The following is a 24,444-nucleotide window of genomic DNA, read 5'->3' as shown; positions in this document are numbered from 1 at the left end:
GATGTGTCTCCTTATTTGGAACTGTCAGAACTGTCGCGTCAGGCGGGCCAGGAACTGACTATTGTTGGCAAAGGTGCCGAACAGGCGCGTCGACCCCTCCACCTGGCCGGGCTGACGTTTGTTCTTGGAAAAGAACAGATCCGCCTCCAGCACCAGGCGCCAGTGGTCGCCGTAGACGAACTCCACGCTCGGGATCAGGAAGCCCCCGCGGCCCTGCAGGTCCACCCCCGCGGCAAGCTGCGGATTGATCTTGTCGTTCCTGTAATTCAGCCCCAGTATCACCGTGGCGATGGTGGAGTGCTCCTTGGCCGCGGCGCCATAGCCCACCAGGTTGACGATATCGTCCGACCGCTTGTAGTTCTGGATCCATTTGTCGAACACCTGGACCGAGAAGAATGACGGCCGGCTGGTGCCCAGCAGCTTCGTCAGGTTCAGGCTCTTGTCGATCCGGAACATAGTGGTGACCACGTCCTTCTTGATGATCCCGCCAAAGCCCGGCAGGGCACCGCCAAAGAAGCTGGTGCCGATGTTGTAAGGCGCGTTGCGCGTGTAGACCAGCTCCGTGCTCAGCACGGAGTCGATGGCGGGCACATAGCCGCTGACGGTGGCGCCGAACAGGTCGATCTTGGGGAAGATGAAATCCCCGAGCGCGCCGGTCGGCGCGGCACCCGAAGGCGCGAAGGCCGAGTTCACCACCGGGTCGTTGTTGAATGTCTTCAGGTAGGCCAGCGAATAGTTCACCGGTCCCGCGATCCCTTCCCAGCGTACGCCTCCGGTCTGATCGCTGACATTCGCTCCCGGGTGACGATAGTTGTAGTTCAGCGCGCCGGGCGCCAGGAAGTCGACGCCCTTGTAAGGCTGCCCCGCCCAGCGGCCGCCGTAGAGATCGTAGCTGTTGCCGATGTCCCGGTTCCGGTCGATGCCTGGCCGATACAGCAATTGCAGGCTGCCGTCCGCCTCCGGCACATTGACCTTTGCCTTGACCAGGAACAACGGCTTGCGCAGTTCGTCGCCTTCGCGCTCGAGGAAGGAGCGCCAGCGGTAATCGAAGCCATTGACGAGATCCAGGGCGCGGAAGAAATCGGTCTCGCCCCAGACGACCTGCTGCTTGCCGATGCGGAAGTTGACCCGCTCCACGGGCGCGAACTCCATGTAGTACTCGCGCAGGTCGGCCCGGTCATACTGGTCCATCAGCCGGCTGCCCGGCCCGCCTGGCGAGTTGGACCGATTCAGTTGCTCCAGGTCCTTCAGGTATCGCGTCTTGTACTCCCCTTCGGCCCGCCCGACCACCTTCCATGTGACCGGTCCGGTTTTCGCGTCGGCATTGAGCAGCAGCGCCGCGCGCAGCATGGATGGCGAAAACCGGTCATTGCGGCTGGTCTCCGGCGGGTTCTGCAGATTGAAAGAGGCCCACGTGCGCGCATAGCCGCCCAGGCGGAAGCTGTAGTCATCTGATTTACCGTCGCCGCCGTCGGCGCTTTCCGCGCTGGCCGCGGCCGTCGCGCCAGCCTCTTCCGCATCCGCGGCGAGCGCGTTTGGCGACGCCGCCAGCAGCATCAGCGCCAGGCCTGCGGCGCCGGACTTCATGCGCCGCTCTCCCCAAGAATTCAATGTCACGGTCTCCTCCTGTTGGTGTTTGCTTTTATTTCTTATGACTGGCCGAGGCGCTAGGCCTCGGGCACTGCGCGCATGGCGAGATCCTGGCCGCCGCCGGGCGCCGTTCGCTCGCCTGCCGCCTTCACGATGAATGCCGGCCGGAACACCAGCACCATCGCCGGCATGATGAACAGGGCACTGAGCGCCGAGACGAAGAGCCAGATCGCCATCAACACGCCCATATCGGCCTGAAACCTCAGCGAGGATGCGCACCACAGCACAACGCTGGTGGTCAGCGTCAGCGCGGTCACGACCACGCCACGGCCGGCGCCCAGCAGCGAGGCGATGGTGGCCGCGGACAGGTCCTTGCCCTCGGCGATCTTTTCCTTGATGCCGTCGACGATGTAGAAGGCGTAGTCGACCCCGAGGCCGATACCCAGCGCGGCCACCGGCAGCGTGCTGAGGTTCATGCCGATGCCTTTCCACGCCATGTAGCTGAAGGTGATGGTGTTGGACAGGATCACCGGCACCATGAAGAAGATGCCCGCCGTGACCGAGCGGTAGGCGACCGCGCAGCAGATCACCAACACCAGCAAGGCCAGCGCGATGCTTTCGATCTGGCCGGCGAGAATCACCTCGTTGACCGCAGCCAGCACCCCGACCAGGCCGCCCGCCAGGCGGTAGCTGCCCTCCGCCAGCGGATGGGCATCGACGTAGGCCTTGAGCCGCGCCATGGCGGTGCGGATGCTCTCGCCCTGGTGGTCGCGGAAGTAGAACGTCACCGATGCATCCCGGGCCTGGGCATCAGTGAAGCGCGCCATGTCGCCGGGATCGGAACCCGACACGAACATGTACATCAGCTCGCCGTTCTCCTGTGCCGTGCGGCCGAGCTCCTGGTAGCGCGGGTTGTTCTCGTTCAGTACGCGGCGCACCATCGGGATCACGTCCGCGATCGACGCGCTGCCGCCGATCTCTGGCTGGGCCGCCATGTAGCGCTGCATGCCCGCCATGCTCGCCAGCACCGCGGGCGACTTGACCGCGTTGGGCTGGTGTCCCGCGAACACCGCGTACAGCCGGTCAGCGCCCTGGAACTGCCGGTTGATGGCCGCCGCATCGCGGTTGTAGGCAGAGTCCTGCCAGAGGATGGGTGAGCCAGGCTGGGCATCTCCCACCTGGATACGGGTCGCGTACCACGCCGACACGCCAAACACCGCCGCCGCCCCGGCCAGCACTGCATAGCGCCAGCGCGAGGTGGCGCTGCGCACGCAGACGCCCAGGATGCGGTCGATGCCGGGTCCGAGATCCAGCCGATGGGCATACCCGCGCGGGTAGTGCACCCACGAAAGCAGCACCGGCGTCATCACGCAGGCACTCAATGCGATCGTCATCACCCACACCGTGCCGATGATTGACACCTTGTGCATCAGCGGAATCGGCGTCAGCACCACCACGATCATGCAGCCCGCGTCGGCCACCACACCCAGCATGCCTGGCTTGAACAGCTGCAGCATGCTGGCCTTGGCCGCCGCGCGCGTGGTGTCCGCCCCCGCGGCAAGCTCTTCATCGAAGCGCGACACCAGCTGCACCGAATGCGAGATGGCGCGCGCGGTGATCAGGAAGGCGATCACGATCACCAGCGGATCCAGGTTATAGCCCAGCAGGCGCGCGGCACCGAGCGCCCAGATGGCACTGCTCAGGCCCGCCAGCAGCGGCAGCAGCGTGCCGCGCCAGGTACGGGCGATGACGAAGAGCAGCAGCACCAGGCAACCGATCGTCAGCAGGAAGATGTGCAGCGTCTCCGGCAGGAAGTGGTTGACCCAGCCGTAGAGGATGGGCTCGCCGGTCACGCGCACCCGCACGCCGTCGCCGCGCGCGGCATCGGCGATCGCCCTCACCTGCGGAAAGATCTTGTTGTAGTCGGCGGCGCCTTCATAGAAATCCACCGTGACCAGCGCAGCCTTGAGGTCCTTCGAGACATAGGCGCCATAGACCAGGGGATTATTCAGCACGGCCTGCTTCAGGGCCTCCAGCCCCGACTGGTCCTGCGGGACATCGGGCCACATCAGCGGGCTGGAATCGATGGCCTCGGTCGAGCCGCGGATTTCCTTGAGCTTGCGCGATGCCAGCGAAACGATCTGGAACTGGTTCGCCCCGTCCACCTGTTGCAGGGCGGACGTGACCGACTTCACCTTGGTGAGGAACGCGGTGTTGAAGATGTCGCCCTGCTCGGCCTCGAGCACGAGGCTGACCACGTTCGAGCCGCCGAACGCTTGCTTGTACTGCTCATGGACCTGGATATAGGGATGGCTGCGCGGCAGCAGGTCTTCGAAGACCGTCCTGACCTCCACCCGCAGCGCGGCCACCAGCATCACTGCCGTGACCAGCAGGAAGATGCCGGTCACGTAGGCCCGCCGGCGTATGCAGGACTCGACGAAGCGTTCGAGCCTGCCCTGTTCTGTCGTATTCATGTTCTCCTCCATATTCTTCGGTCGTCCCTGGACAATGCGTCTACAGGGCTGCCGCTTCCTTGACGGCAAGGCGCGAGCCCGTGGCGTAGTACTTGCCGCCGTGCGGCTGCACGCGCGTGTACCAGCGGCGGTCCAGCGGCTCGAACCGCGTCAGCCGCCAGCTGCCTGCATCCGGGCCGGCCACCAGCACCACCCCCTTGTCTCCCACGGCGATCCATTGGCTGCCGTCCCAGGCGACGTCGAGCAGGTCCTCGTCGGTGGCCCTGGCGGCCTGCGTCCAGCTGGCGCCGCCGTTGTCGCTGACCAGCACGGTTCCGCCGAGGCCCACGGCAATGGCGTGGCTGGAATCCCTGAACCTGACCGACATCAGGCTGTGCTTGACCGGGCTGGCGACGCTGGTCCAGCGCTCGCCGGCATCGCCGGTGATGCGGATGCGGCCGAACTCGCCCACCACGCAGCCGCGCGGCCCGTCGAAGGCGATGCCGTTCCATGCGGTGTCCTCGCCCTGCGCCGCGGACTCCCAGCGCTTGCCGTAGTCCCGCGAGCGCAGCAGCACGCCGCCGCTGCCGACCGCCCACGCACTGCCGTCCTGGCTCACATGGACGCGCATCAGCTTGTTGCTGATGGCTGACCTGGGTGCCTGCGCCGGGGCCCAGGTCAGGCCGGCGTCGGCCGTGGTCAGGACCACACCCTCATTGCCGACCGCCACCGCGCGGCGCGCATCCCAGGCGGCGATGTCCTGCAAGGTCTCCTGGCTGGCGGTGCGCTGCATGTGCCAGCCCTGTCCCGCATCGTCGCTGTGCAGGATCTTCCCGTTCGTGCCCACGGCCCACATGCGGCCATCGGGCAGCACGGCGAGGCCGTAGAAGGCGTCGCCGCGTTCCACCAGCGGCTGCGCGACGGACTTGCCTGCCGGCTTGGGCTTGACGAACAAGCCGGCATAAAGAAGCCCGCCAATGATGGCCACGGGCAAGCCGGACAGCAGGATGCGTTTGATACGTTGCATGGTTCAGGTCTTCTGTCTGAATTGGATGCGCAAGGCTGCGCCGGCCGCGGGCGAATTCCGCCCCGCAGGGTTTCACTGCATGGCAAGCTCAGGGGATACGCGGCGGCTACGCGGACGCTAGCCGGCGCCGGGCAGGTTTATCGCGCAGCCATGGTTGCGCTCTGCAGCGCGCGCTCCAGTTCCTCGTGCAGGATGCGCGGGTTGGGATGCGGGACGAATTGCAGGAAGGGTTCGATCTCGATCCGTTCGAACAAGCCTGCGCGGCAGTACGGATCGTCCGCGATCAGTAATTGCGCCTGCTCTCTGTCGGTGCAGCCGACGGCGAGAAACAGGCCTTGCGGACGCTGGTCCTCCCCGCACAACGCACCGGCGCAGACGATCTCCGGCAACCTGGACAGGATGTGGCGGATATGTTCAGGGCGAAGCTTGAGGCGCGCCTGCGCAACGTCCTGCCGGAAGTAGCCGCGAATGATGTATGGCATGGCAAGTAACTCCACTGCGGCGCCCGGTCATCGGACCCTGCGCGCTGGTATGGGATCAGGATGGGTGTTCTCGTTCAGGCGGCTCGCCGGTCAGGCTGGATCGGCGCCTTCGTAGGCCCGCTGTAACAGCTCCCGGACCTGCCCGCGTTCGATCGGGCGCGGATTGGGATATGGCGTCTGCACCACCAGGTCCGCGGCATGATCGAGGCCGTGCGCCGGCATGCCGATCTCGCGCAGGGACCGCGGCACGCCAAGCGCCGCGCCCAGCTCGCGCAGGCCGGCGGGGGCGGGCCCGCGACCCAGTGCGCGGGCAATGCGCGCCATCGCCTGCGGCGCCGACGCGGCGTTGTAGGCCAGCGCGTAAGGCAGCATGACGGTGTGGACTTCCGCATGCGGCAGGTTGAAGCTGCCACCCAGCGTATGGCACAGCTTGTGGTGGAGACCCATCTGCAGGTTGCCCAGCACGGTGGCGCACAGCCAGGCGCCGTACAGCGCGTCGCCGCGCGCATCGGCATCCGTGGGAGCGCGCTTCAGGCATGTCAGCGCACTGGCCAGGGCGCGGATGCCCTCCTCCGCCATCAGGCTGTAGACCGGGTTGCCGTCGCTTGCGTACAGGCCTTCGGCCGCATGGGCGATGGCATTCATGCCGCTGGTCATGGTGAGGCCCTGGGGCAGCGTCAGCGTCAGATCCGGATCGTAGATAACGCTGCGCGGCGCCACGCGCCAGTCGCGGCCGGCGTGTTTCAGACCGCCCTCGGTGATGGCGTAAAGCGGCGTCATCTCGGAGCCGGCATAGGTCGTCGGCAAGGCGATGATAGGCAAATCCGCGTTGAGCGCGATCGCCTTGGCCAGGCCGATGGTGGAGCCGCCGCCAACGGCCACGCAGCCATCGCCGCCGGCCCGATGCACGGCTTGGACCGCGGCGCGGGCGACGTCTGCGGGCACATGCATCACGGCTTCGCCGTAGACGCCGACGCAGCGGTCCCCGAGGAGATCGGCGATTTGCTGGCCGAGCGCCACCTGCTCCGGGGTGGTCAGCACCAGCACCCGCCGCAGCCCCAGTTGGTCCAGTTCGCGCGGAAGGTGTTGCCGTGCGCCGCGGCCGAAGACGACGCGGCAAGCGCGGGATTCATGCACGAATGACTGCATGGTGACTGCTCCAGATGATCAACAGGTTCCCGGCGCGCAAGCAGCCAGGAGGGTATTGGCATAGGTGATTTCCGCGTCGCGGATGCCATGCTCGCTGCCCGGCTCCACCTTGAGGGTGACGTCGGCGCCGACCGCGCTGAACCATGAGGCCGACTCGCGCACGCTGTCGGCGGGCACATGCGGATCCTGGTCCCAGGTGGAGAGCAGCACCGGCATGCCTTCGAGTTCGCGATGCGAGCCGTCGCGGGGCATGCCGGGCGGTCCGATCAGTCCGCCGGTGAAGGCGATCAGCCCCGCATACCTGCGGCGCTGGCGCCAGAGGAACTCGCTGCAGAGGCAAGCGCCCTGTGAAAACCCGACCAGCACCTGGGATGCGTAAGGAAAGCCCATGGCCAGCAGCGCCTCGGATAGGACGTCGATGCGCTCCAGCGCCTGCGAGAGCCTCGGCTCATTGGTGTCGAGGGGGGCGATGAAGCGCTCTGGGTACCAGGAATTGTCCGCCGCCAGCGGCGCGAACCATGCGACCCCGGGGTGGCTGATGCGGCTGACCAGCAGCTCGCGCATCAGCGCGGGGGACTGGCCGCGCCCATGCACCAGGATCGCGGCGAGCTTCGCGTTGCCAGCCGGCGCATCGAACACGCTCAGCGGCGTCTGCATGTGGGGATTGATGTCAGGCATAGTCTTCCCGGCATAACGGGCGATGGGCGAGCGGCAGGGCGTTGGCCCTGCCATGCCCGTTCTCTCAATAGTTCAGGGTTTCCAGCGACTGCAGGATGCTGGCGCGCTGGCTCTCGAACTGCGGTGCGATTTTCAGCTCCGAGCCCAGGCGTTCGTAGGGCTCGTCGATCAGGAAAGCTTCCGGCTTGGATACCGTGGCCTCGAACATCGCACCGCTGGGGGTGCGCACGTAGATCGACTCGAAATACCCGCGGTCCTTGCGCTCCGACGTATCGGTCAGGCCCATCCCCTCGAGACGGGCCTTGACCAGGTCCTGGACCATGCGATCCTCGACCTGGAACGCGCAGTGGTGCACCGTACCCTCGCCGTAAGTCCAGCTCGCCTGGGGCATGCCGGGTTCGAGCGCATAGTCGACGAACTTGCCGGAGCCGCCGTCGCCAAATGCGTAGCGGGTGTACTTGCCGTCGCGTGCCACCTCGCGGCCCGACCAGCCGGTCTGCATGAACTCCTGCGAAGTCTCCATTTCCCGCACATTGACCGCGATCGTATGCAGGCCGCGGACGGCCAGCTCCGCAGGCACTTCGCCGTTGGAGTAAGGCTTGCGAGCATCGTCGGCAATGCCGATCAGCTCGTACTCGACACCGCAGGGATGCGCGAATGCCAGCACCGTTTCCCCGAACCGTTCCGAACGGCGGACCTCGAAGCCATGGTCGGCCAGGCGCTTCTCCCAGAACGGAATCGCCGATACCGGCACCGACAGCGCCAGGCTGCCGATCTGCCCCGTGCCACGCTTGCCCTTGCGCCCGAAATGCGCCACCGGGAAGCAGGTGATCAGGGTGCTCTCCTCGCCGACGTCGTTGCCGTAGTACAGGTGATAGAACGGCGTACCGCCGTCATAGATCAGCGTCTTCTTCACGCTCTTGAGCGACAGCACCTTGGTGTGGAAGTCATAGTCGTCCTGTGCGGTGCCCACGCTCAGCGTGATGTGGTGATGGCGCTGAATGGACTGGTCCGTTTGTGTCATGTTGTCTCCTCTTGCTGTTTTCTGATGGAACAGGTGCGCAAGGCCGTACCGGGATCGTCAGCCTGGCTGGTCCGCGGGATGTGGGGGCTTCATCGCGTGGTCAACGAGGTCCCAGATGAACCGCCCCGATGGCTCGCGCTGCTCTTCGGCAATATGGGCGATCAGGCCAGCCGTGCGGCTGAGCACGGCGAAACCGCGCATCAGCCTGGCCGGGATGCCGATGTCGCCGAGCACGGCGGCGATCGCACCGGTGGCGTTGATGGTGATATGGCGCCCGGCGGCGGCATCCACCTCGGCGGCAAGCAGCGCCAGCGCGGCGCAGCGCGAGCCATGGGTGCCAAGCTCGCGCGCCAGCGCCAGCAAGGCCAGGGCGCGTGGATCGTCCGGGCGGTGCAGGTGGTGGCCAAAACCAGGCACCGCCTCGCGCCTGGCGCGGTAGTCCCGGGCAATGCGCTGCGCCTCGGCAGCGCCCGCTTCGCCGGCAACCGCGATCTGGTCAAGCAGGCCGGCGGCCGGCTCCATGGTGCCGATGAACTGGCTGGCCACCGCAAGCAAGCCGGCTGCCACACCCGCCTGCAGGTTTTCCGGCGAGCTCGCATAGATCATGCGCGTGGCGATGGCACTCGGCGTCATGCCGTGCTCCATCAGCGTGACCAACACCGCTTCGACGATGCGGCGCTGGGCCGCGGTCGGCGCGCTGCCGAAGGTCTGCTTCATGAAGACATCGACAAAGCTGGCCTGGCCGAGCAGGTCGCCCACCAGGTCATCGTCGCCGTAGTAGACCGCCTCCGTGGTGTAGTGGCAGAGCTTGGTGCGGGGCGCGGCGCCCGCTTGCGGCTGGCTCATGATGCGCTCCCGATGCCCACGATGGTTGCCCGGACCGCGGGCTTCAGCACCTTGCCCACCGCACTGCGCGGCAGCGCATCGAACAGGTGTACTTGCTTGGGCGTCTTGACCGAGCCCAGCTCGCGCTTGACCAGCGCAATCAGGTCGGCGGCGTCGACACGCATGCCCGGGCGCAGTTGCACGGCCGCGTGGACGGCCTCGCCCCACTTGGCATCCGGGATGCCGACCACCGAGCAGTCGGCGACAGCGGGGTGCGCGGACAGCACCACCTCGACATCGCTGGGGTAGACATTGAAGCCGCCGGTGATGATCACGTCACGGATACGGTCGCGCAGGAACAGGTAGCCGCGCTCATCAAGGACCCCGGCATCGCCCGTGCGCAGCCAGCCGTCGACCAGCGTCTTGCGGGTCTCTTGCTCCGCCTTCAGGTAGCCGCTCATCACCAGGTCGCCGCGCACGGCGATTTCACCCTCCTCCCCGGCCTTGAGCACGTTGCCGTGCTTGTCGACGATGGCAACCCGGGTCAGCAGCGATGGCTTTCCAACGGAAGCCAGGTTGGTGCCCGTCATGTCGCCCGGCGGCAGGAAGGTGATGATCTGCGGCGCCTCGGTCTGGCCGAAGGACGTGCAGAGAATCGGACCGAACACCGCCTGGGCATCGCGGATCTGTTCCGGGCGCATCGGCGCGCCGCCGTAGACCAGGTAGCGCAGTGAACGCAGCCCACGGGGCGCGCGGCGCTGCTCTTCCACCAGCGACAGAATCAGCGTCGGGGGCGCGAAGAACAGCGTCGCGCCATGGGCCTGCGCCGCATCAAGCAATGCCGCCGCCTTGTTGTGCGCCGGAAAGATCAATGCGCCGCCAGCGCCCAGCAACGGCAGCATGTAGGTCGAGGTGCCGTGCGTGATCGGCGCGGCCACCAGGTAGCGGTCATCCGGCGTCAGGCCCAGTTCATGGATCTGGGTGGCGATGTTCGCGTTCCAGGCGCGCAGCGGCTGGATCACGCCCTTGGGGAACCCCGTCGAGCCGCCGGTGAACTTGATCGCCTGCGCGGCGTCGAGGGGGACACCACCGCGCCCGTGGGGTCCCATCATGACCGTGTTGACGTCACCCGCATGGCAAGCGAGGTCTGCCAGCGGACGCACTGGCACGGTGATACCCACCAGCCGCGCCGCCATCTCGGCATCGGCCAGCACCAGCGACGGCTCGACGAAATCAACGATGCGGTGCAGCTCGGGGTCGCCGTTGCGCGGGTTCAGCGGTATCCACACCTTGCCGGCGGCCAGGATTGCCAGGATCGCCACCAGGTGGTCAACCGTGTTCGCGGCCCCGACGCAGACCCGGCTGCGCGGCGCAGGGTCGATCGCGGTGAGTGCGGCGGCTCGCTGCAGCACCATGTCTGCCAGCGCCCGGAACGACAGCTCGCCGGCGGGGCCGATGATGGCCACCCGGCCGGGATACCGGTGGGCGGCGCGCCACAGGAAGTCGATGGGATACATGCTTGGGAATCTCCAGGAAACAAGGACGGCATCGAGGCGAAAAACGGCTCGCCGCCCTTCGATGGCTCGAACTATAGAAGTTTGTTCGAACATTCGAATATTAGGAAAAACCCTGCCGCCCGTGCTAGCATTGGCAAAAGGCTGGAGGCAGCCTGTTCCCTCTGCCCCGCGACCATGAAGCGACTCTGAAAGCGCTTGAAAGCATGCAAGACGACACCGACGCCTACGCGGCCGCGCTGGCCGCCAACACTCCGCGCCACCTGGACCTGGCACGCACATTGATGCAGGAAATCATCGGCGGCCGCCCACCGGTCGGCGAACTGCTGCCGACCGAGGCCGAATTGTGCGAAAGGTGGAATCTGAGCCGGTACGCGGTGCGTCAGGCCGTGCAGAAGCTGACCAGCCTCGGCATGGTGACCCGGCAAGCAGGCGTGGGCACGCGCGTGATCGCGGACCGGCCGCAGAGCCGCTTCATGCAAGTCATGGACTCTCCGGCCGACCTGGTCAGCTACGCCAAGGGCACGACGCTGCGCACCTCAGGAAGCAGCACCATCCAGGCTGATGAAGCCCTGGCGGCACTGCTGCGCTGCGCGCCCGGCGCCGCGTGGCTCCACATTGCCGGCACGCGCTATGGCTGCCCGCCCGCCCTCGAGCCGATTGCGCTGGTCGACATCTACGTCGACGGCACATATGGTGCCCTGTCCCAGCTCGGCGAGACCCTGGACGTGCCGGTGTACACGATGGTCGAGAAGCAGTACGGGATCAAGATCACCCGCGTCGAGCAGAAAGTGGAAGGCTGGCTGATCGAAGGCGCTCAGGCAAAGGCCTTGCAGGTCCCCGACAAATCGGCCGGGCTGCGCATCACCCGGACTTATTTCCTGCGTGAACAGGCCATTGTCGTGACCACCGGTGTCCATCCGGCCAGCCGCTTCAGCTATTGCACGAGCTACCAGTTGACGCAGGCCGGCAGCTGAAGCATGGCTAGCCTCGGTGGGCCCAGCCGGTCATGCGCTTCTCGACCACCGCAAACAGCTCGTACATCGCCATCGCCATCACCGCGATCACCACCAGCCCGGCAAAGGCCAGCGGCATCTTCATGGCCGAGCCGGCCGACACCAGCAAGTAACCGATGCCTTCGTTGGCGGCGTTCATCTCCGACACCGTGGTGCCGACAAAGGCCAGCGTGATCGCCACCTTCAGCGATGCGAAGAAATACGGCATGGCGCGCGGCAGACCGACCTTGAACAACACGTCGCGCCGTTTGGCGCCGAGCACGCGCAGCACGTCCTCCAGCTCCGGCTCCAGCGTGGCCAGGCCGGTGGCGATATTGACCATGATCGGGAAGAACGAGATCAGGAACGCGGTCAGGATGGCCGGACCCGCGCCCAGGCCGAACCACACCACCAGGATCGGCACGAAGGCGGCCTTGGGCAGCGCGTTGAAGGCCGTCATCAGCGGATAGCTGGCGGCATAGAGCAGCCGCGACGAGCCCATTGCCAGCCCCAGCAGCACGCCCACGGCGATGGCTACGCCGAAGCCCACCATGGTGGTCCAGAAGGTGCGCCACGCATGGCCGGCGATTACGTCGGCATATTCCACCAGCGAGGCCACGATCGCCGATGGTGTCGGCAGGATAAAGTCGGACACGCCGAAGGCCATGCACGCGCCCTGCCACAGCAGCAGCACCGCGGCCAGCAGCAGCCAGGGCGCCACGCGCTGCACGCGGCGCTCCTGCGCGGAAGTGAGAGTCATCATGGTAGCTTTGCCTCAGTGTTGGCGCACATGGCCGATCTTCTCGCGCAGCACGTGCACCAGGTCGGCAAAGGGCTCGGTATAGGTCAGTTCCAGGTCGCGCGGGCGCGGCAGGTCGATCTCCTTGCGCATCAGGATGCGGCCCGGGCGCTGGCTCATCACGTAGACGGTGTCGGCCAGGAACACGGCCTCGCGCAGGTCGTGCGTGACCAGGATCACGTTGAAGCGCTGCGCCTGCCACAGGTCGCGCAGCACGCACCAGAGCTCCTCGCGCGTAAAGGCGTCGAGCGCGCCGAAGGGCTCGTCCAGCAGCAGCATGCGCGGCTGGTGGACCAGCGCGCGGCAGATCGAGGCGCGCTGCTGCATGCCGCCGGACAGCTGCCACGGGTACTTGTCCTCGTAGCCGGCCAGGCCCACCGTATGCAGCAGCTTGCGCGCGCGCTCGACGTACTCGTCGCGACGTGCGCGCAGGGTGGAGCGATATGGTTCGACGATCTCCAGCGGCAGCATTACGTTGTCCAGCGTGGTGCGCCACGGCAGCAGCGTGGGCGCCTGGAAGGCCATGCCGACCTGCTTGAGCGGGCCGGTCACCTTCTGGCCGGCAATCTTCACGACGCCGCGCGTGGCCGGCTTGAGCCCGGTCGCCAGCTTCATGAAGGTGGACTTGCCGCAGCCGGACGGGCCGACGATGGCGATGAACTCGCCCGGCGCCACCTGCAGCGAGATGTCCTCGACCGCGAACTCGCCCTTGTGCGCGAGCTCGTCGTTATAGGCCAGCCAGACCCGGTTGAAATCGACAAAGGGTTCCACGGCCGCGGGCGCGGCGCTCCCGCCAGAGGCGGGCATGAAGGCAGCCTGGCGTGTCATCATCGCAGCACATCCAGTTCGGCCGCGCTGGGCAGGAACGCATCGGTCCACAGCGCATCGGGGTTGATGCGGCCCTTGGTGCCGAAGGCATCGGCCACCTGCGAGGCCATCAGCGACAGGCGCGGCTTGCTGATGCGCCCGAAGCCCTCGGCCTTCGCATCCGGCGACTTGACCACGCTGTCCAGCGCCAGCTTGAGCCGGCGCACTTCCAGCTTCTCATCGATGATGCCGTCGCGCGCCTTGACCGCCTTGATGCCCTCTTCCGGCCGCGCGATCACGTCGCGCGCCGACTTGCTGAAGGCGCGCAGGAAGGCCTTCACTGCCTCCGGGTTCTTCTTCATGAATTCCTCGGAGGCGATCACCGCGTTGCCGTACAGCTTCACGCCGAACTGCGGGTACGGCAGCACCACGATGTCTTCATCCTTCACGCCGCGCGCGTTCAGGTTCAGGATCGATGTGAACGAGAACCCGGTGATGGCATCGAGGTCGCCGCGCGTGAGCATGGTCTCGCGCAGCGTCGGGTCCATCGCCTGCCAGTTGAACGAGGACGCCTGCAGGCCGTTGGCCTTGGCGAAAATCGGGAAGGCGCGGCGGCCGGCGTCGAACACCGGCGCGCCCATGCGCTTGCCGGCGAGGTCCTTCGGCGCGCGGATGCCGGACTTCTTCAGCGCGAGAACGGCGGCGGGCGTGTTGTTGTAGACCATCATCACGGCCACCGGCTTGTTCTTCGCGTCGGGGTTGTTGCCGTAGAACTCCATCACCGACGACATATCGGCGAAGCCCATGTCGTACGTGCCCGAGGCCACGCGGTTGACCACGTTGCCCGAGCCGTTGCCGGCGTCGATCGAGACGTCGAGCTTCTCGGCCTTGTAGTAGCCCTTCTGCTCGCCCAGCAGGAACAGCGCCGCCGGCCCTTCGAAGCGCCAGTCGAGCTGGAAGCGGAGCTTGGTTGGTGCAGCCTGCGCGTAGGCCGCGCCGGCGAATTGTGTCGACAGCACCAGGCTGGTGCCGATCATCACGCCGAGCTTCAGCAGGCGGCGCCGTGCCGTAGTGCGGGACGCGCGCGTGCCGGTATGTTCATGGTTCTCGGCGGCAGCAGCGCAAACGCCGGCGGACGCTAGCGCAGCGTGGAAATGAGGCATGGAATCTCTCCGTTGATCGTGATCTCGGAGGGATTCGTCCGCAAGGGACGTGCCAGGTTTTTCAGCCCCGTTTCAGGGCGGGCCCGCAAGCGATTGCCGAACCAAAAACGTGCGAGGCGATTGCCGCAGCGCCATCGTCGGCAATGATTGTCGACAATGCCCGCCACCCCTTGGTGCACGCGGATGCAGGAGAATGCAGCCCCGTCAGGCGTCCTGCGTGGCGTCGCCCACGTCGAGTGCCAGTGCATCCGCGCCCACGGCTTCGCCGCCCTTGGCGGCGGCGCGCGCCTGGATGTCCCACATCTCGGCGTAGCGGCCACGCGCGCGCATCAGCTCGGCATGGGTGCCGCGCTCGACGACGCGGCCGTGGTCCATCACCAGGATCTGGTCGGCATGCACGACGGTGGACAGCCGGTGCGCGATCAGCAGCGTGGTGCGGTTCTGCGCCAGCCGCATCAGCTCGGCCTGGATCGCCTGCTCGGTGCGTGAATCCAGCGCCGAGGTGGCTTCGTCGAAGACCAGCACCGGCGGGTTCTTCAGCAGCGTGCGCGCGATCGCCACGCGCTGCTTCTCGCCACCGGACAGCTTCAGGCCACGCTCGCCCACCGGGGTGTCGTACCCCTGCGGCAGCTCGCGGATGAAGCTGTCGATCTGCGCGGCGCGCGCGGCGGCGATGACCTCGTCGCGGCTGGCGTCTGGCCGGCCGTAGGCGATGTTGTAGAAGATGCTGTCGTTGAACAGCACCGTGTCCTGCGGCACGATGCCGATGGCGCGGCGCAGGCTGTCCTGCGTGATCGCGCGGATGTCCTGGCCGTCGATCTCGATGGCGCCGCCGTTGACGTCGTAGAAGCGGAACAACAGCCGCGCCAGCGTCGACTTGCCCGAGCCGCTGTGACCGACCACGGCGGTGGTGGTGCCCGCCGCAATGGTGAAATCCACGCCATCCAGGATCAGCCGGTCCGGCTCATAGCTGAAGCGCACGTCGCTGAAGCGCACCTGCGCGCCGCTGACCTGCAGCGGCTGCGCGCCGGGCGCGTCGGCCACCTCCTGGTTGGTGCCCAGCAGCACGAACATGCGGTCCATGTCGGTGGTGGCCTGCTTGATCTCGCGGTAGATCACGCCGAGGAAGTTCAGCGGGATATAGAGCTGGATCATCAGCGTGTTGACCAGCACCAGGTCGCCCAGCGTGAGCTTGCCGTCGACCACGCCCACGGTGGCGCGCCACAGGATCAGGATCAGCCCCAGCGCGATGATGGTCTGCTGGCCGAAGTTCAGGAACGACAGCGAGTTCTGCGAGCGGATTGCGGCGGTGCGGTACTTGCGCAGGTTCTCGTCGTAGCGCTGCGCCTCGTACTCTTCATTGCCGAAGTATTTGACGGTCTCGAAGTTGAGCAGCGAATCGATCGCCTTCTGGTTGGCGCGCGAATCGAGCTCGTTCATGCGGCGGCGGAAATGCGTGCGCCATTCCGTCACCACGATGGTGAAGACGATATACCCCACCAGCGCGCAGCCGGTGATGGCCGCGAACCAGATGTCGTAGTGCAGGATAAAGAAGCCGATCACCAGGCCCATCTCGACCAGCGTGGGCAGGATGCTGTACAGCGAATACGAGATCAGCGACTGGATGCCGCGCGTGCCGCGCTCGATGTCGCGGCTCATGCCGCCGGTCTGCCGGTCCAGGTGGAAACGCAGCGACAGCGCGTGCAGGTGCCGGAACACCTGCAGCGCGATCTCGCGCACGGCGCTCTGCGTGACCTTGGAAAAGAGCATCTCCCGCAACTCGGTGAACAGCGTCGCCGACAGCCGCAGCAGCCCGTAGGCGACGATCAACCCGACCGGCACGGCCAGCAGCGCGCGCGGGTCGCCCGGCTGCAGGTTCATGCTGTCGATCAGCTGCTTCATCAGCACCGGCACGCCCAGGTTGGCCACCTTGGCCGACACCAGGCACGCCAGCGCCAGCATCACGCGCCACTTGTAGTGCCAGACATAGGGCAGCAGGTTGCGCACCGTCTGCCAGTCGCTGCGGGGCGCGCGCTGACCGGGAAAGAGCGTGTTTGAAGCAGGAGCGGGGGCCGGCTCAGCGGTCGTGGAATAGCGGCGCATACGTTAGAATTCGAGCCAATGCGCGATTGTCGCAGAGTTCGCATTACGTGGCAGGCGAAGGGTCTTTCGCCGCGCTCCGCCTCCTTCCGCAGTCCACCACACACCGTCATGAACGCTCCCCACACCGTCCCCGCCCTGCCCGCCGGCAAGAATCCCGCTCTGCGCGTGGTGCCCATGCCCGCCGACGCCAATGTGCACGGCGACGTGTTCGGCGGCTGGATCATGGCGCAGGTGGATATCGCCGGCTCGATCCCGGCGGTGGAACGCGCCCAGGGCCGCGTGGCCACGGTCGCGGTCAACTCCTTCCTGTTCAAGCATCCGGTGTTCGTTGGCGACCTGGTCAGCTTTTATGCGGACATCGTCAAGACCGGCCGTACCTCGATCACGGTGTCGGTCGAGGTCTACGCGCAACGGATGCGCCACAGCAATGAGATCGTCAAGGTGACGGAGGCCACGCTGACGTATGTGGCGACGGATGAATCGCGGCAGCCGCGGGCGTTGCCGTCGGCTTGAGGGGCGGCAGGTCAATACATTCCTTCCAATGTCCTGTCCATTTGCGCCGCCCCCTTGGCACTACAGCGCAATGATCCTGGTTACAGTGAACACAACCGCCCAATGTGCGAGGACCGCCCCCGCCAGCGCGGCAGCCAGCACGGTGACTCTATCGACACGCGCGCAAAGCAGGAACCCCAGGACACCAAACAAGGCTGGTGGCACAGGTATCAGCAAGATCAAACCCAGCAGCATCCGGATATCAGAAGGGCATATATCGATTCCAACGCAAGTCCCAGGCCGCGGCATGCACAGGCTCGGGAACATGTCGCAGAGGTAAACATCGACACGGGACCATGTGAGAACACTGGCCAGACCAGTGCCGACGAATGCTGCTTTGATGGCAATGCGCCGCTTGTTCACTTGATTTCCCAGAAAAGTATCTCCGTTGACCGCCCGAGATCCGACCACCCGTAGTGGGTGCCGGGAAACAATGCGTCCCAGCCCAAGCTGCGACCAATTGTTGCAATAGCACCGGGCGCACTGCTGATGGTCAGCCTCGATCCGTTCCACAGGTCAACGTGACCGCCTGTCGCATTGCCAGCCGATTCACCGTCCCGCCTCCAGTAGCTCTTGAAGGCAACGATTCCTGTGCGCCCCTTGATCTTCTTCTGCCAATCGGCCCCCGTGACGTTTTCCGGCGCGCCGATGCCCGCCAGCGGCTTCAGCCGCAGCCAATCCGCCATCTCGGACGCCAGGACTGCCGTGCGCTTGCCGTCCAAGCGAATCTGGCCCTTGCCGCGAAAGGACTTCATCTCGATGCCGACCCGGTGCAGGGTCACGCTCATGCGAATCGCGCACTGGTTCTCGAAACCTGGCGGTATGTCTCCTGTCTTTGGATCGACGTACGGTGCGCCTTGCGGATAGGCCGTCCACAGCTCAGCGAATGTAACAGCCTTTAGTGATACCTCCTTGATGGAATCCGGGGTCGAATTTGTCCTAACGATTGTTCTCTTGTTAGGCATGCTCGGACCCCTCGCACTGCTTTGCCAGGGCTTCGTCGCCCCAATAGACCGAGTACTCGTCGGCGTTCTCCGTATATACGCGAGGCAGCTTTCCGCTTTCGTCCAGGCGCCCGGCGAACGTCCGGCCATCGGAGATCTCAACGAAGTACGGATAGCCTGCGACGAGGGCCGCTCCCGATCGCGCTCGAATTTGTTCGTCGTACCTGACAGTCACCGGCGAGGTGGGAAAGCCGGCGCTGTTTCCGCGCATGCGCCTTATGCCACTGCGCAGCATCCTCTGCCGTCATGGTCATCGTGTACGGTCGCGACGCAAAGAAGACAGGCCGCGGACTGCAACCGCACGCGCAGATGTCACCGCTCAAGGCTTCTTCCTTGCCCTCATCCGTGCTGGGCCAGCGTGGGCCGACGCAGACGCTGACTCCCGTTCGCTTGCAGACTGGGCAGTACACCGGATCGCCTTCACGCGCTGTCGGGTTGCCTTCGTAGCTGGATCCGAGGCTGCCACCAACGATCGTGGCCCCATTGTTTGCTTTGTCGCCCTTGATGAGATAGGTTCTGGTAACCATGGCCGCACCTTGCTTGGAGATAGGTTTTCACCGCACGCCATTGCGCCAGAGCTTCCATAAGGAATCAATCAGCGAAACCTGATACTTCTTTGTCGATTAGGCGACTAGTCCCACCGGTTCAGCCATCCAGAGATACAGGAGCGTGGAGTCGCCAGGAAAGGGCCCCCCGGCATTGCATTACCGAGGGGCGAATCGGACAGGTTTACTCGAACTTCGTAAAATCCGGCTTGCGCTTCTGGAAGAAGGCAGCAAACGCCTCTTTCGCCTCCGGCGCCACCAGCATCTTCCGGAACACCGCGCCCTCGTCGGCCATCTGCTTTTCCACTGCCGTCATATCGCCCGCCTTCATCAGCCGCTTGCTCTCGCGCAGCGACGACGCCGGCAGGGCTACCAGCTTGCGCGCCTGCTGCAGCGCAAAGTCGTGCAGCTCGGCCACCGGCAGCACCCGCGTCACCAGCCCGATCTCCAGCGCCTCCTGCGCGCTGAAGGCTTCGCCCAGCAGCAGCTTCTCGGCCGCGCGCTGGTAGCCGACCAGCCGCGGCAGCAGCAGGCTCGAGGCCGCTTCAGGACACAGGCCCAGCTGCACGAACGGCAGCGACAGCTTGGCCGTATCGGACGCGTAAACCAGATCGCAATGCAGCAGCATGGTGGTGCCCACCCCGACCGCGGCACCGCTGACGGCTGCCACGATCGGCTTGGTGGCGTGGCTGATCTGGTAGAGGAACTGGAACACCGGCGCCTGCTCAGTGCCTTCACCCCCGGCAGGCGGGCGCTGCATGAAGTCTTCCAGGTCGTTGCCGGCGGTAAAGATCTCCGGCTTGCCGCGCAGCAGGATGGCGCGCACGCTGCGGTCGGTTTCGGCCGCGCGCAGCGCGTCGGCCATGGCCTGGTACATCGCCGCGGTGATGGCGTTCTTCTTGTCGATGCGGTCGAACTCGATGGTCAGGATGCCGTGCTCGATGCCGGTGCGGATGCTCATGGTGTCCTCGTCTGTGGATGCATTGCTGGGGTTATTCAAAAGGCGGCGGCGATTCGGAAAGATAGCTCAGCCCGAACGCGCGCGCGCCGACATTCAGCGCCACCGTCAGGCTCATCGGCGCCAGCATCAGTGCCACGCCCTGGCCGTGCGCGGTGCGCTCCAGCGACTGGAAGGCTGGCATCGCGCGCACGGCGTCGAGCGGGCCGGCATAGCAGACCGAGATCGCCGGCACCATCAGGTCGCCGCCGCGGATGCACTGCTCGGCATGCTGCAGCACGCGGCGCGCACCCTCCTCGGAGCCGCGTGCCCTGGCGATGGCCTCGGTGTGCCCGCGGTGCATGCGCACCACCGGGCGGATATTGAAGGCGCTGCCCATCACATAGCGGCCCCAGGTGATGCTGCCCTCGCCCTTCTGGCGCGCGCGCGTGTACATGTAGAGCAGCTCGTCGGGCACCAGGAACATATGGGCGGCATCGCGCAGGCGCGTCTCGACCGCTTCCCGCACCGCTTGCGGGCTGGCGCCTGCGGCGGCCATGCGCGCGGCTTCGCGCACGATCAGTGCCTGGCCCGGTCCGATCGCGCCGGTGTCGACCACGGTCAGGTCGAACAGGCCGGTGCGCCCGGCTTCCTTGCGCAGGCGCACGCTGCGCGCCACGGTGCCGATCACCGCGCCGGTGGCATGCGCATACAGCTTGCTGCGCGAACTGGCGATGGTGAACAGGATGGCGCGGTCGCAATGGGCCACCACGTTGCGCAGCAGGTGTTCTTCCAGCTCGCGCTCGAGCAGCGGGATCGATTCGGCGTAGTGGTCCTGGCGGCCAACCAGGTATTGCTGGTAGAGCGTGGGCAGCGCGTCTTCATCGCGCGTATCGGCGACAAAATGTTCGCCCGCGCGGATGCGGAACGGAATGGTGTGGACCTTCAGCTGGGCCATGATGTCGCGCGGCAGATCGCACGCGGCATCGGCCAGGATGGCTGTCTCCTGCATATTATTGTCTCCCCTACCTGGTGACCCGCATGGCGGGCGGCAGCCCCGGTACTGCTTTCTTCACCTGACAGAAGGGCGGGACAGCCCCGAGGAGCCGTCCCGCAGGCGCGTTTTAGACGCGCTCGAAAATACCTGCGGCGCCCATGCCCGTGCCAACGCACATGGTCACCATGCCGTACTTCAGGTTATGGCGGCGCAGCGCGTGCACCACCGTGGCCGAACGGATCGCACCGGTGGCACCGAGCGGGTGGCCCAGCGCAATCGCGCCGCCCATGCGGTTGACCTTGGCCGGATCCAGTTGCAGATCGCGCATCACCGCCAGCGACTGCGCGGCAAAGGCCTCGTTCAGTTCGATCCAGTCGAGCTGGTCCTGGGTCAGGCCCGCGGCCTTCAGCGCCGCCGGAATCGCTTCCTTGGGGCCGATGCCCATGATCTCGGGCGGCACGCCGCGCACCGCGAACGAGACGAAGCGCGCCAGCGGCACCAGGTTGAACTGCTTGAGGATCTTTTCCGAGACCAGGATCAGCGCGCCGGCGCCGTCAGAGGTCTGCGAGCTGTTGCCGGCGGTGACGCTGCCCTTGTTGGCAAACACCGGGCGCAGCTTGCCCAGGCCTTCCAGCGAGGTCTCCGGGCGCGGGCCTTCGTCCAGCGAGATCGTGCGCGACTTCACGTTCACCTGGCCGCTGGCGAGGTCGGGGAAGCGCTCGACGATCTCGATCGGCGTGATCTCGTCCTTGAACTCGCCGGCCTGCTGCGCCGCGATGGCCTTCTGGTGCGAGGCCAGCGAGAACGCATCCTGGTCCTCGCGGCTGACCTGCCATTGCTGCGCCACCTTCTCGGCGGTCAGGCCCATGCCGTAGGCGATGCCCACGTTCTCGTCGCGGGTGAAGATCTCCGGCGACATCGACGGCGAGTTGCCCATCATCGGCACCATGCTCATCGATTCCACGCCGGCGGCGATCATCACGTCGGACTCGCCCACGCGGATGCGGTCGGCCGCCATCGCCACCGCGCTCACGCCCGAGGCGCAGAAGCGGTTGACGGTGATGCCGCCCACGGTATTGGGCAGGCCCGACAGCAGCGCGCCGATGCGGGCCACGTTCAGGCCCTGCTGCGCTTCAGGAATCGCGCAGCCGACGATGGCGTCTTCGATCAGTTTCGGGTCCAGGTCCGGCACCTGTGCCACGGCAGCCTTCAGGATGGTTGCCAGCAGGTCGTCCGGGCGCGTGTTCTTGAACGCGCCCTTCGGGGCCTTGCCGATCGGCGAGCGGGTGGCCGCAACGATATATGCGTCTTGCAGTTGTTTCATGATGTCGGTTCCTCGCTTGCCCTGTTAGTTACGCACCGGCTTGCCGGTCTGCAGCATGCCCATGATGCGCTCCTGCGTCTTGCCGGTGCCGAGCAGGTCGACAAAGGCCTTGCGCTCCAGCGCCAGCAGCCAGTCCTCGCTCACCAGCGAGCCGGCCTCGACGTCGCCGCCGCACACCGCTTCGGCGATGCGGCTGGCGATCAGGAAGTCGTGCGCCGAAATAAAGCCGCCGTCGCGCATATTGACCAGCGATGCCTTGATGGTGGCAATGCCCGAGCGGCCGGCCACCGGGACCAGCGTCGGCAGCGGCGCGCGGTAGCCGGCGCTGGCCAGCGCGCGCACTTCGTTCTGCGCCACGTACAGCAGCTCGTGCACGTTGAAGACGATCTTGTCGGACGGCTGCAGGTAGCCCATCTGGCGCGCTTCCAGCGCCGAGGCCGAGACCTTGGCCATGGCCGCGCTCTGGAAGCGGCTGGTCAGGAACTGCAGGATGTTGGTGCTGCCCGCGGCCTGCGCCGCGCGCGCGGCCGCCAGCGCGGCTTCCTTCAGGCCGCCGCCGGCCGGCACCAGGCCCACGCCCACTTCGACCAGGCCGATATACGTCTCCAGCGCGGCCACGCGCGAAGCCGAATGCAGCATCAGCTCGCAGCCGCCGCCCAGCGCAATGCCGGACGCCGCGGACACCACCGGCACCGAGGCGTACTTCACGCGCATCATGCCGTCCTGGAACTTCTTCACGAACGGTTCGATGCCCTTGGCGCCGCCCATCATGAAGGCGGGCATGGCCGCTTCCAGGTTGGCGCCGGCGGAGAACGGGCCACCCGGTGCGCCCAGCTGCAGCGAAGTCGGCTGCCACACCACCAGCCCCTTGTAGCCGGTTTCGGCCAGGTCGATGGCGCGGGTCAGGCCGTCGATCACGTCCGGCCCGATGGTGTTCATCTTGCTCTTGAACGAGACCACCAGCACGTCGTCCTGGCCTTCGCTCACCCAGATGCGCACGGCGTCGTTCTCTTCGACAGTGCGGCCGGCCTTGCGCGGATCGGCCGCGGCAGTGCCCTTGATCGCGGCACGGAATGCCTGGCGCTGGTACACCGGCAGCTTGCTGCGCGCGACGAAGGACTGCGTCGCCGGCGACCACGAACCGGCAGCGGCGTGCACGCCCTGGTTCTCTGCCACCGGGCCCTCGAATACCCATGCCGGCAGCGGCGCAGCCGACAGCGCCTTGCCGGCTTCCACGTCTTCCTTGACCCACTCGGCCACCTGCTTCCAGCCGGCCGACTGCCAGTCTTCGAACGGACCCGAGTTCCAGCCGAAGCCCCAGCGGATCGCCAGGTCGATGTCGGCGGCGGAGCCCGCGACCTGCTCCAGGTACACGGCGATGTAGTGGAACACGTCGCGGAACACCGCCCACAGGAACTGCGCCTGCGGGTTGGTCGACTCGCGCAGCAGCTTGATGCGCTCGGCCGCATCCTTCTTCAGCATGCGCACCACGATCTCGTCGGCCTTCTTGCCGGCATCGACGTACTGGCCGGTCTTGGCGTCGAGCACCTTGATGGCCTTGCCTTCCTTCTTGTAGAAGCCGGCACCGGTCTTCTGGCCCAGCGCGCCCGCGTCGACCAGGCCCTTGAGTACGGCCGGGGTCTTGTACACCGGCGCGAACGGGTCGTCGTGCAGGGTGTCCTGCATGGTCTTGATCACGTGCGCCATGGTGTCCAGGCCGACCACGTCCGCGGTGCGGAAGGTGGCGGACTTGGCGCGGCCCAGCTTGGAGCCGGTCAGGTCATCGACCACGTCGAACGGGATGCCGAACTTCTCGGCTTCGGCAAACACGGCCAGGATCGAGAAGATGCCGACGCGGTTGGCGATGAAGTTGGGCGTGTCCTTGGCGCGCACCACGCCCTTGCCGAGCGTGGTGGTCAGGAATGCTTCAAGCTGGTCGAGGATCTGCGGCTGCGTGGTCGCGGTCGGGATCAGCTCGACCAGGTGCATGTAGCGCGGCGGGTTGAAGAAGTGCACGCCGCAGAAGCGCGACTTCAGGTCCGCATCAAACCCGTCGGACAGCGCTGTGATCGACAGGCCCGAGGTGTTGGTCGCGAAGATCGCATGCGAGGCCAGGTGCGGCGCGACCTTCTTGTACAGGTCGTGCTTCCAGTCCATGCGCTCGGCGATCGCCTCGATCACCAGGTCGCATTCCTTGAGCAGCGCGATGTCGTCCTCGTAGTTGGCCGCCTGGATCAGGCCGGCCTCTTCCTTGATGCCCAGCGGCGCGGGCGAGAGCTTCTTCAGGTTCTCGATGGCGCGCAGCGCGATGCCGTTCTTGGGGCCTTCCTTGGCGGGAAGGTCGAACAGCACCACGGGCACGCGCGCATTGATCAGGTGGGCGGCGATCTGCGCCCCCATGACGCCGGCACCCAGCACGGCGACTTTCTTGACGATGAAATTGGACATGCTCGCTCCTGGATTAGTGAGCGTTAGA

22 protein-coding genes are annotated in these 24,444 nt (G+C 66.2%); 2 read left to right on the top strand and 20 right to left on the bottom strand.

The genetic code is table 11. The features are described from left to right. Window positions 1-24 precede the first annotated feature (24 nt). The 9 genes from AC3WLF_RS08680 to AC3WLF_RS08640 form a co-directional block, all read right to left on the bottom strand. Window positions 25-1,617, bottom strand: a complete 1,593-nt coding sequence (locus AC3WLF_RS08680; protein ID WP_492319055.1) for a DUF1302 family protein — start codon at window positions 1,615-1,617, stop codon at window positions 25-27. Between the two features lie 50 nt (window positions 1,618-1,667). Next, entirely contained in the window at window positions 1,668-4,064 is a 2,397-nt protein-coding gene (locus AC3WLF_RS08675) for an efflux RND transporter permease subunit (protein WP_492351975.1), read from the bottom strand. 40 nt (window positions 4,065-4,104) lie between these two features. Further along, window positions 4,105-5,070, bottom strand: coding sequence for a sialidase family protein (locus tag AC3WLF_RS08670; protein WP_492319053.1), 966 nt, complete (start codon window positions 5,068-5,070; stop codon window positions 4,105-4,107). A gap of 137 nt (window positions 5,071-5,207) precedes the next feature. Beyond that, the gene (locus tag AC3WLF_RS08665; protein WP_492319052.1) at window positions 5,208-5,552 is read right to left on the bottom strand and encodes a YciI family protein; all 345 of its coding nucleotides are present in this window, start codon (window positions 5,550-5,552) and stop codon (window positions 5,208-5,210) included. A 90-nt stretch (window positions 5,553-5,642) separates the two neighbouring features. Further along, complete coding sequence (locus tag AC3WLF_RS08660; RefSeq protein WP_492319051.1) at window positions 5,643-6,701, bottom strand: maleylacetate reductase; 1,059 nt, start codon at window positions 6,699-6,701, stop codon at window positions 5,643-5,645. Window positions 6,702-6,719: 18 nt separating this feature from the next. Continuing rightward, window positions 6,720-7,358, bottom strand: coding sequence for an alpha/beta hydrolase (locus AC3WLF_RS08655; RefSeq protein ID WP_492351977.1), 639 nt, complete (start codon window positions 7,356-7,358; stop codon window positions 6,720-6,722). An 85-nt stretch (window positions 7,359-7,443) separates the two neighbouring features. After that, window positions 7,444-8,403 (bottom strand): VOC family protein, encoded by a 960-nt coding sequence (locus AC3WLF_RS08650; RefSeq protein WP_492319049.1) that lies wholly within the window; start codon window positions 8,401-8,403, stop codon window positions 7,444-7,446. A gap of 57 nt (window positions 8,404-8,460) precedes the next feature. Continuing rightward, window positions 8,461-9,249 carry a citryl-CoA lyase gene (locus AC3WLF_RS08645; RefSeq protein ID WP_492319048.1) on the bottom strand — a complete coding sequence of 263 codons (789 nt, stop codon included), beginning with the start codon at window positions 9,247-9,249 and terminating at the stop codon, window positions 8,461-8,463. Continuing rightward, complete coding sequence (locus tag AC3WLF_RS08640; protein WP_492319047.1) at window positions 9,246-10,745, bottom strand: class I adenylate-forming enzyme family protein; 1,500 nt, start codon at window positions 10,743-10,745, stop codon at window positions 9,246-9,248. The genes AC3WLF_RS08645 and AC3WLF_RS08640 overlap by 4 nt, the downstream gene beginning before the upstream one ends. Window positions 10,746-10,948: 203 nt before the next feature. Here AC3WLF_RS08640 and AC3WLF_RS08635 point away from each other — a divergent pair, with 203 nt between their 5' ends. Continuing rightward, a complete protein-coding gene (locus AC3WLF_RS08635; RefSeq protein WP_492319046.1) occupies window positions 10,949-11,719 on the top strand; it encodes a GntR family transcriptional regulator in 771 nt (256 codons plus the stop codon). A gap of 7 nt (window positions 11,720-11,726) precedes the next feature. Here the strand turns inward: AC3WLF_RS08635 and AC3WLF_RS08630 are convergent, their stop codons facing one another. The 4 genes from AC3WLF_RS08630 to AC3WLF_RS08615 all read right to left on the bottom strand — a co-directional run bounded on the left by AC3WLF_RS08630 (window position 11,727) and on the right by AC3WLF_RS08615 (window position 16,609). Continuing rightward, window positions 11,727-12,500 carry an ABC transporter permease gene (locus AC3WLF_RS08630; protein WP_010813920.1) on the bottom strand — a complete coding sequence of 258 codons (774 nt, stop codon included), beginning with the start codon at window positions 12,498-12,500 and terminating at the stop codon, window positions 11,727-11,729. A gap of 12 nt (window positions 12,501-12,512) precedes the next feature. Then, on the bottom strand, window positions 12,513-13,367 hold the full coding sequence (locus AC3WLF_RS08625; RefSeq protein WP_492319045.1) for an ABC transporter ATP-binding protein: 855 nt from the start codon (window positions 13,365-13,367) through the stop codon (window positions 12,513-12,515). Continuing rightward, the gene (locus tag AC3WLF_RS08620) at window positions 13,364-14,506 is read right to left on the bottom strand and encodes an ABC transporter substrate-binding protein (protein ID WP_492355828.1); all 1,143 of its coding nucleotides are present in this window, start codon (window positions 14,504-14,506) and stop codon (window positions 13,364-13,366) included. The genes AC3WLF_RS08625 and AC3WLF_RS08620 overlap by 4 nt, the downstream gene beginning before the upstream one ends. A 204-nt stretch (window positions 14,507-14,710) precedes the next feature. Further along, complete coding sequence (locus AC3WLF_RS08615; RefSeq protein ID WP_492351980.1) at window positions 14,711-16,609, bottom strand: ABCB family ABC transporter ATP-binding protein/permease; 1,899 nt, start codon at window positions 16,607-16,609, stop codon at window positions 14,711-14,713. A 108-nt stretch (window positions 16,610-16,717) separates the two neighbouring features. On the opposite strand from AC3WLF_RS08615, the gene AC3WLF_RS08610 reads away from it, so the two are divergent. After that, window positions 16,718-17,122, top strand: a complete 405-nt coding sequence (locus AC3WLF_RS08610; RefSeq protein ID WP_492355829.1) for an acyl-CoA thioesterase — start codon at window positions 16,718-16,720, stop codon at window positions 17,120-17,122. 398 nt (window positions 17,123-17,520) lie between these two features. Here the strand turns inward: AC3WLF_RS08610 and AC3WLF_RS08605 are convergent, their stop codons facing one another. From AC3WLF_RS08605 to AC3WLF_RS08575, 7 genes are all read right to left on the bottom strand, one after another. Then, on the bottom strand, window positions 17,521-18,126 hold the full coding sequence (locus AC3WLF_RS08605) for a type VI secretion system amidase effector protein Tae4 (protein ID WP_492351981.1): 606 nt from the start codon (window positions 18,124-18,126) through the stop codon (window positions 17,521-17,523). Continuing rightward, window positions 18,119-18,376: a hypothetical protein gene (locus AC3WLF_RS08600; RefSeq protein WP_492351997.1), complete on the bottom strand. Its 258-nt coding sequence runs from the start codon at window positions 18,374-18,376 to the stop codon at window positions 18,119-18,121. Before AC3WLF_RS08600 ends, AC3WLF_RS08605 begins: the two co-directional genes overlap by 8 nt. Then, a complete protein-coding gene (locus AC3WLF_RS08595) occupies window positions 18,264-18,692 on the bottom strand; it encodes a PAAR domain-containing protein (protein WP_492351982.1) in 429 nt (142 codons plus the stop codon). Before AC3WLF_RS08595 ends, AC3WLF_RS08600 begins: the two co-directional genes overlap by 113 nt. 202 nt (window positions 18,693-18,894) lie before the next feature. Next, window positions 18,895-19,671 carry an enoyl-CoA hydratase gene (locus tag AC3WLF_RS08590; RefSeq protein WP_492351983.1) on the bottom strand — a complete coding sequence of 259 codons (777 nt, stop codon included), beginning with the start codon at window positions 19,669-19,671 and terminating at the stop codon, window positions 18,895-18,897. A gap of 31 nt (window positions 19,672-19,702) precedes the next feature. After that, complete coding sequence (locus AC3WLF_RS08585) at window positions 19,703-20,659, bottom strand: DegV family protein (RefSeq protein ID WP_492351984.1); 957 nt, start codon at window positions 20,657-20,659, stop codon at window positions 19,703-19,705. 112 nt (window positions 20,660-20,771) lie between these two features. Next, the gene (locus AC3WLF_RS08580; RefSeq protein WP_037025321.1) at window positions 20,772-21,971 is read right to left on the bottom strand and encodes an acetyl-CoA C-acyltransferase; all 1,200 of its coding nucleotides are present in this window, start codon (window positions 21,969-21,971) and stop codon (window positions 20,772-20,774) included. Between the two features lie 21 nt (window positions 21,972-21,992). Beyond that, window positions 21,993-24,416: a 3-hydroxyacyl-CoA dehydrogenase/enoyl-CoA hydratase family protein gene (locus AC3WLF_RS08575; RefSeq protein ID WP_492319039.1), complete on the bottom strand. Its 2,424-nt coding sequence runs from the start codon at window positions 24,414-24,416 to the stop codon at window positions 21,993-21,995. Window positions 24,417-24,444: the final 28 nt, after the last annotated feature.

The organism is Cupriavidus sp. FW306-01-F10A (assembly GCF_058782785.1).
The sequence above is the reverse complement of the archived record's forward strand: the minus strand, read 5'-3'. Positions and strand labels throughout refer to the sequence as shown.

Coding starts and splice junctions, on each gene's coding strand:
- AC3WLF_RS08595 (WP_492351982.1), bottom strand. CDS start 18,692: ATGGTTACCAGAACCTATCTCATCAAGGGCGACAAAGCAAACAATGGG.
- AC3WLF_RS08610 (WP_492355829.1), top strand. CDS start 16,718: ATGAACGCTCCCCACACCGTCCCCGCCCTGCCCGCCGGCAAGAATCCC.
- AC3WLF_RS08600 (WP_492351997.1), bottom strand. CDS start 18,376: ATGCGCGGAAACAGCGCCGGCTTTCCCACCTCGCCGGTGACTGTCAGG.
- AC3WLF_RS08605 (WP_492351981.1), bottom strand. CDS start 18,126: ATGCCTAACAAGAGAACAATCGTTAGGACAAATTCGACCCCGGATTCC.
- AC3WLF_RS08590 (WP_492351983.1), bottom strand. CDS start 19,671: ATGAGCATCCGCACCGGCATCGAGCACGGCATCCTGACCATCGAGTTC.
- AC3WLF_RS08660 (WP_492319051.1), bottom strand. CDS start 6,701: ATGCAGTCATTCGTGCATGAATCCCGCGCTTGCCGCGTCGTCTTCGGC.
- AC3WLF_RS08665 (WP_492319052.1), bottom strand. CDS start 5,552: ATGCCATACATCATTCGCGGCTACTTCCGGCAGGACGTTGCGCAGGCG.
- AC3WLF_RS08625 (WP_492319045.1), bottom strand. CDS start 13,367: ATGATGACACGCCAGGCTGCCTTCATGCCCGCCTCTGGCGGGAGCGCC.
- AC3WLF_RS08620 (WP_492355828.1), bottom strand. CDS start 14,506: ATGCCTCATTTCCACGCTGCGCTAGCGTCCGCCGGCGTTTGCGCTGCT.
- AC3WLF_RS08675 (WP_492351975.1), bottom strand. CDS start 4,064: ATGAATACGACAGAACAGGGCAGGCTCGAACGCTTCGTCGAGTCCTGC.
- AC3WLF_RS08645 (WP_492319048.1), bottom strand. CDS start 9,249: ATGAGCCAGCCGCAAGCGGGCGCCGCGCCCCGCACCAAGCTCTGCCAC.
- AC3WLF_RS08655 (WP_492351977.1), bottom strand. CDS start 7,358: ATGCAGACGCCGCTGAGCGTGTTCGATGCGCCGGCTGGCAACGCGAAG.
- AC3WLF_RS08615 (WP_492351980.1), bottom strand. CDS start 16,609: ATGCGCCGCTATTCCACGACCGCTGAGCCGGCCCCCGCTCCTGCTTCA.
- AC3WLF_RS08575 (WP_492319039.1), bottom strand. CDS start 24,416: ATGTCCAATTTCATCGTCAAGAAAGTCGCCGTGCTGGGTGCCGGCGTC.
- AC3WLF_RS08585 (WP_492351984.1), bottom strand. CDS start 20,659: ATGCAGGAGACAGCCATCCTGGCCGATGCCGCGTGCGATCTGCCGCGC.
- AC3WLF_RS08635 (WP_492319046.1), top strand. CDS start 10,949: ATGCAAGACGACACCGACGCCTACGCGGCCGCGCTGGCCGCCAACACT.
- AC3WLF_RS08630 (WP_010813920.1), bottom strand. CDS start 12,500: ATGATGACTCTCACTTCCGCGCAGGAGCGCCGCGTGCAGCGCGTGGCG.
- AC3WLF_RS08640 (WP_492319047.1), bottom strand. CDS start 10,745: ATGTATCCCATCGACTTCCTGTGGCGCGCCGCCCACCGGTATCCCGGC.
- AC3WLF_RS08670 (WP_492319053.1), bottom strand. CDS start 5,070: ATGCAACGTATCAAACGCATCCTGCTGTCCGGCTTGCCCGTGGCCATC.
- AC3WLF_RS08650 (WP_492319049.1), bottom strand. CDS start 8,403: ATGACACAAACGGACCAGTCCATTCAGCGCCATCACCACATCACGCTG.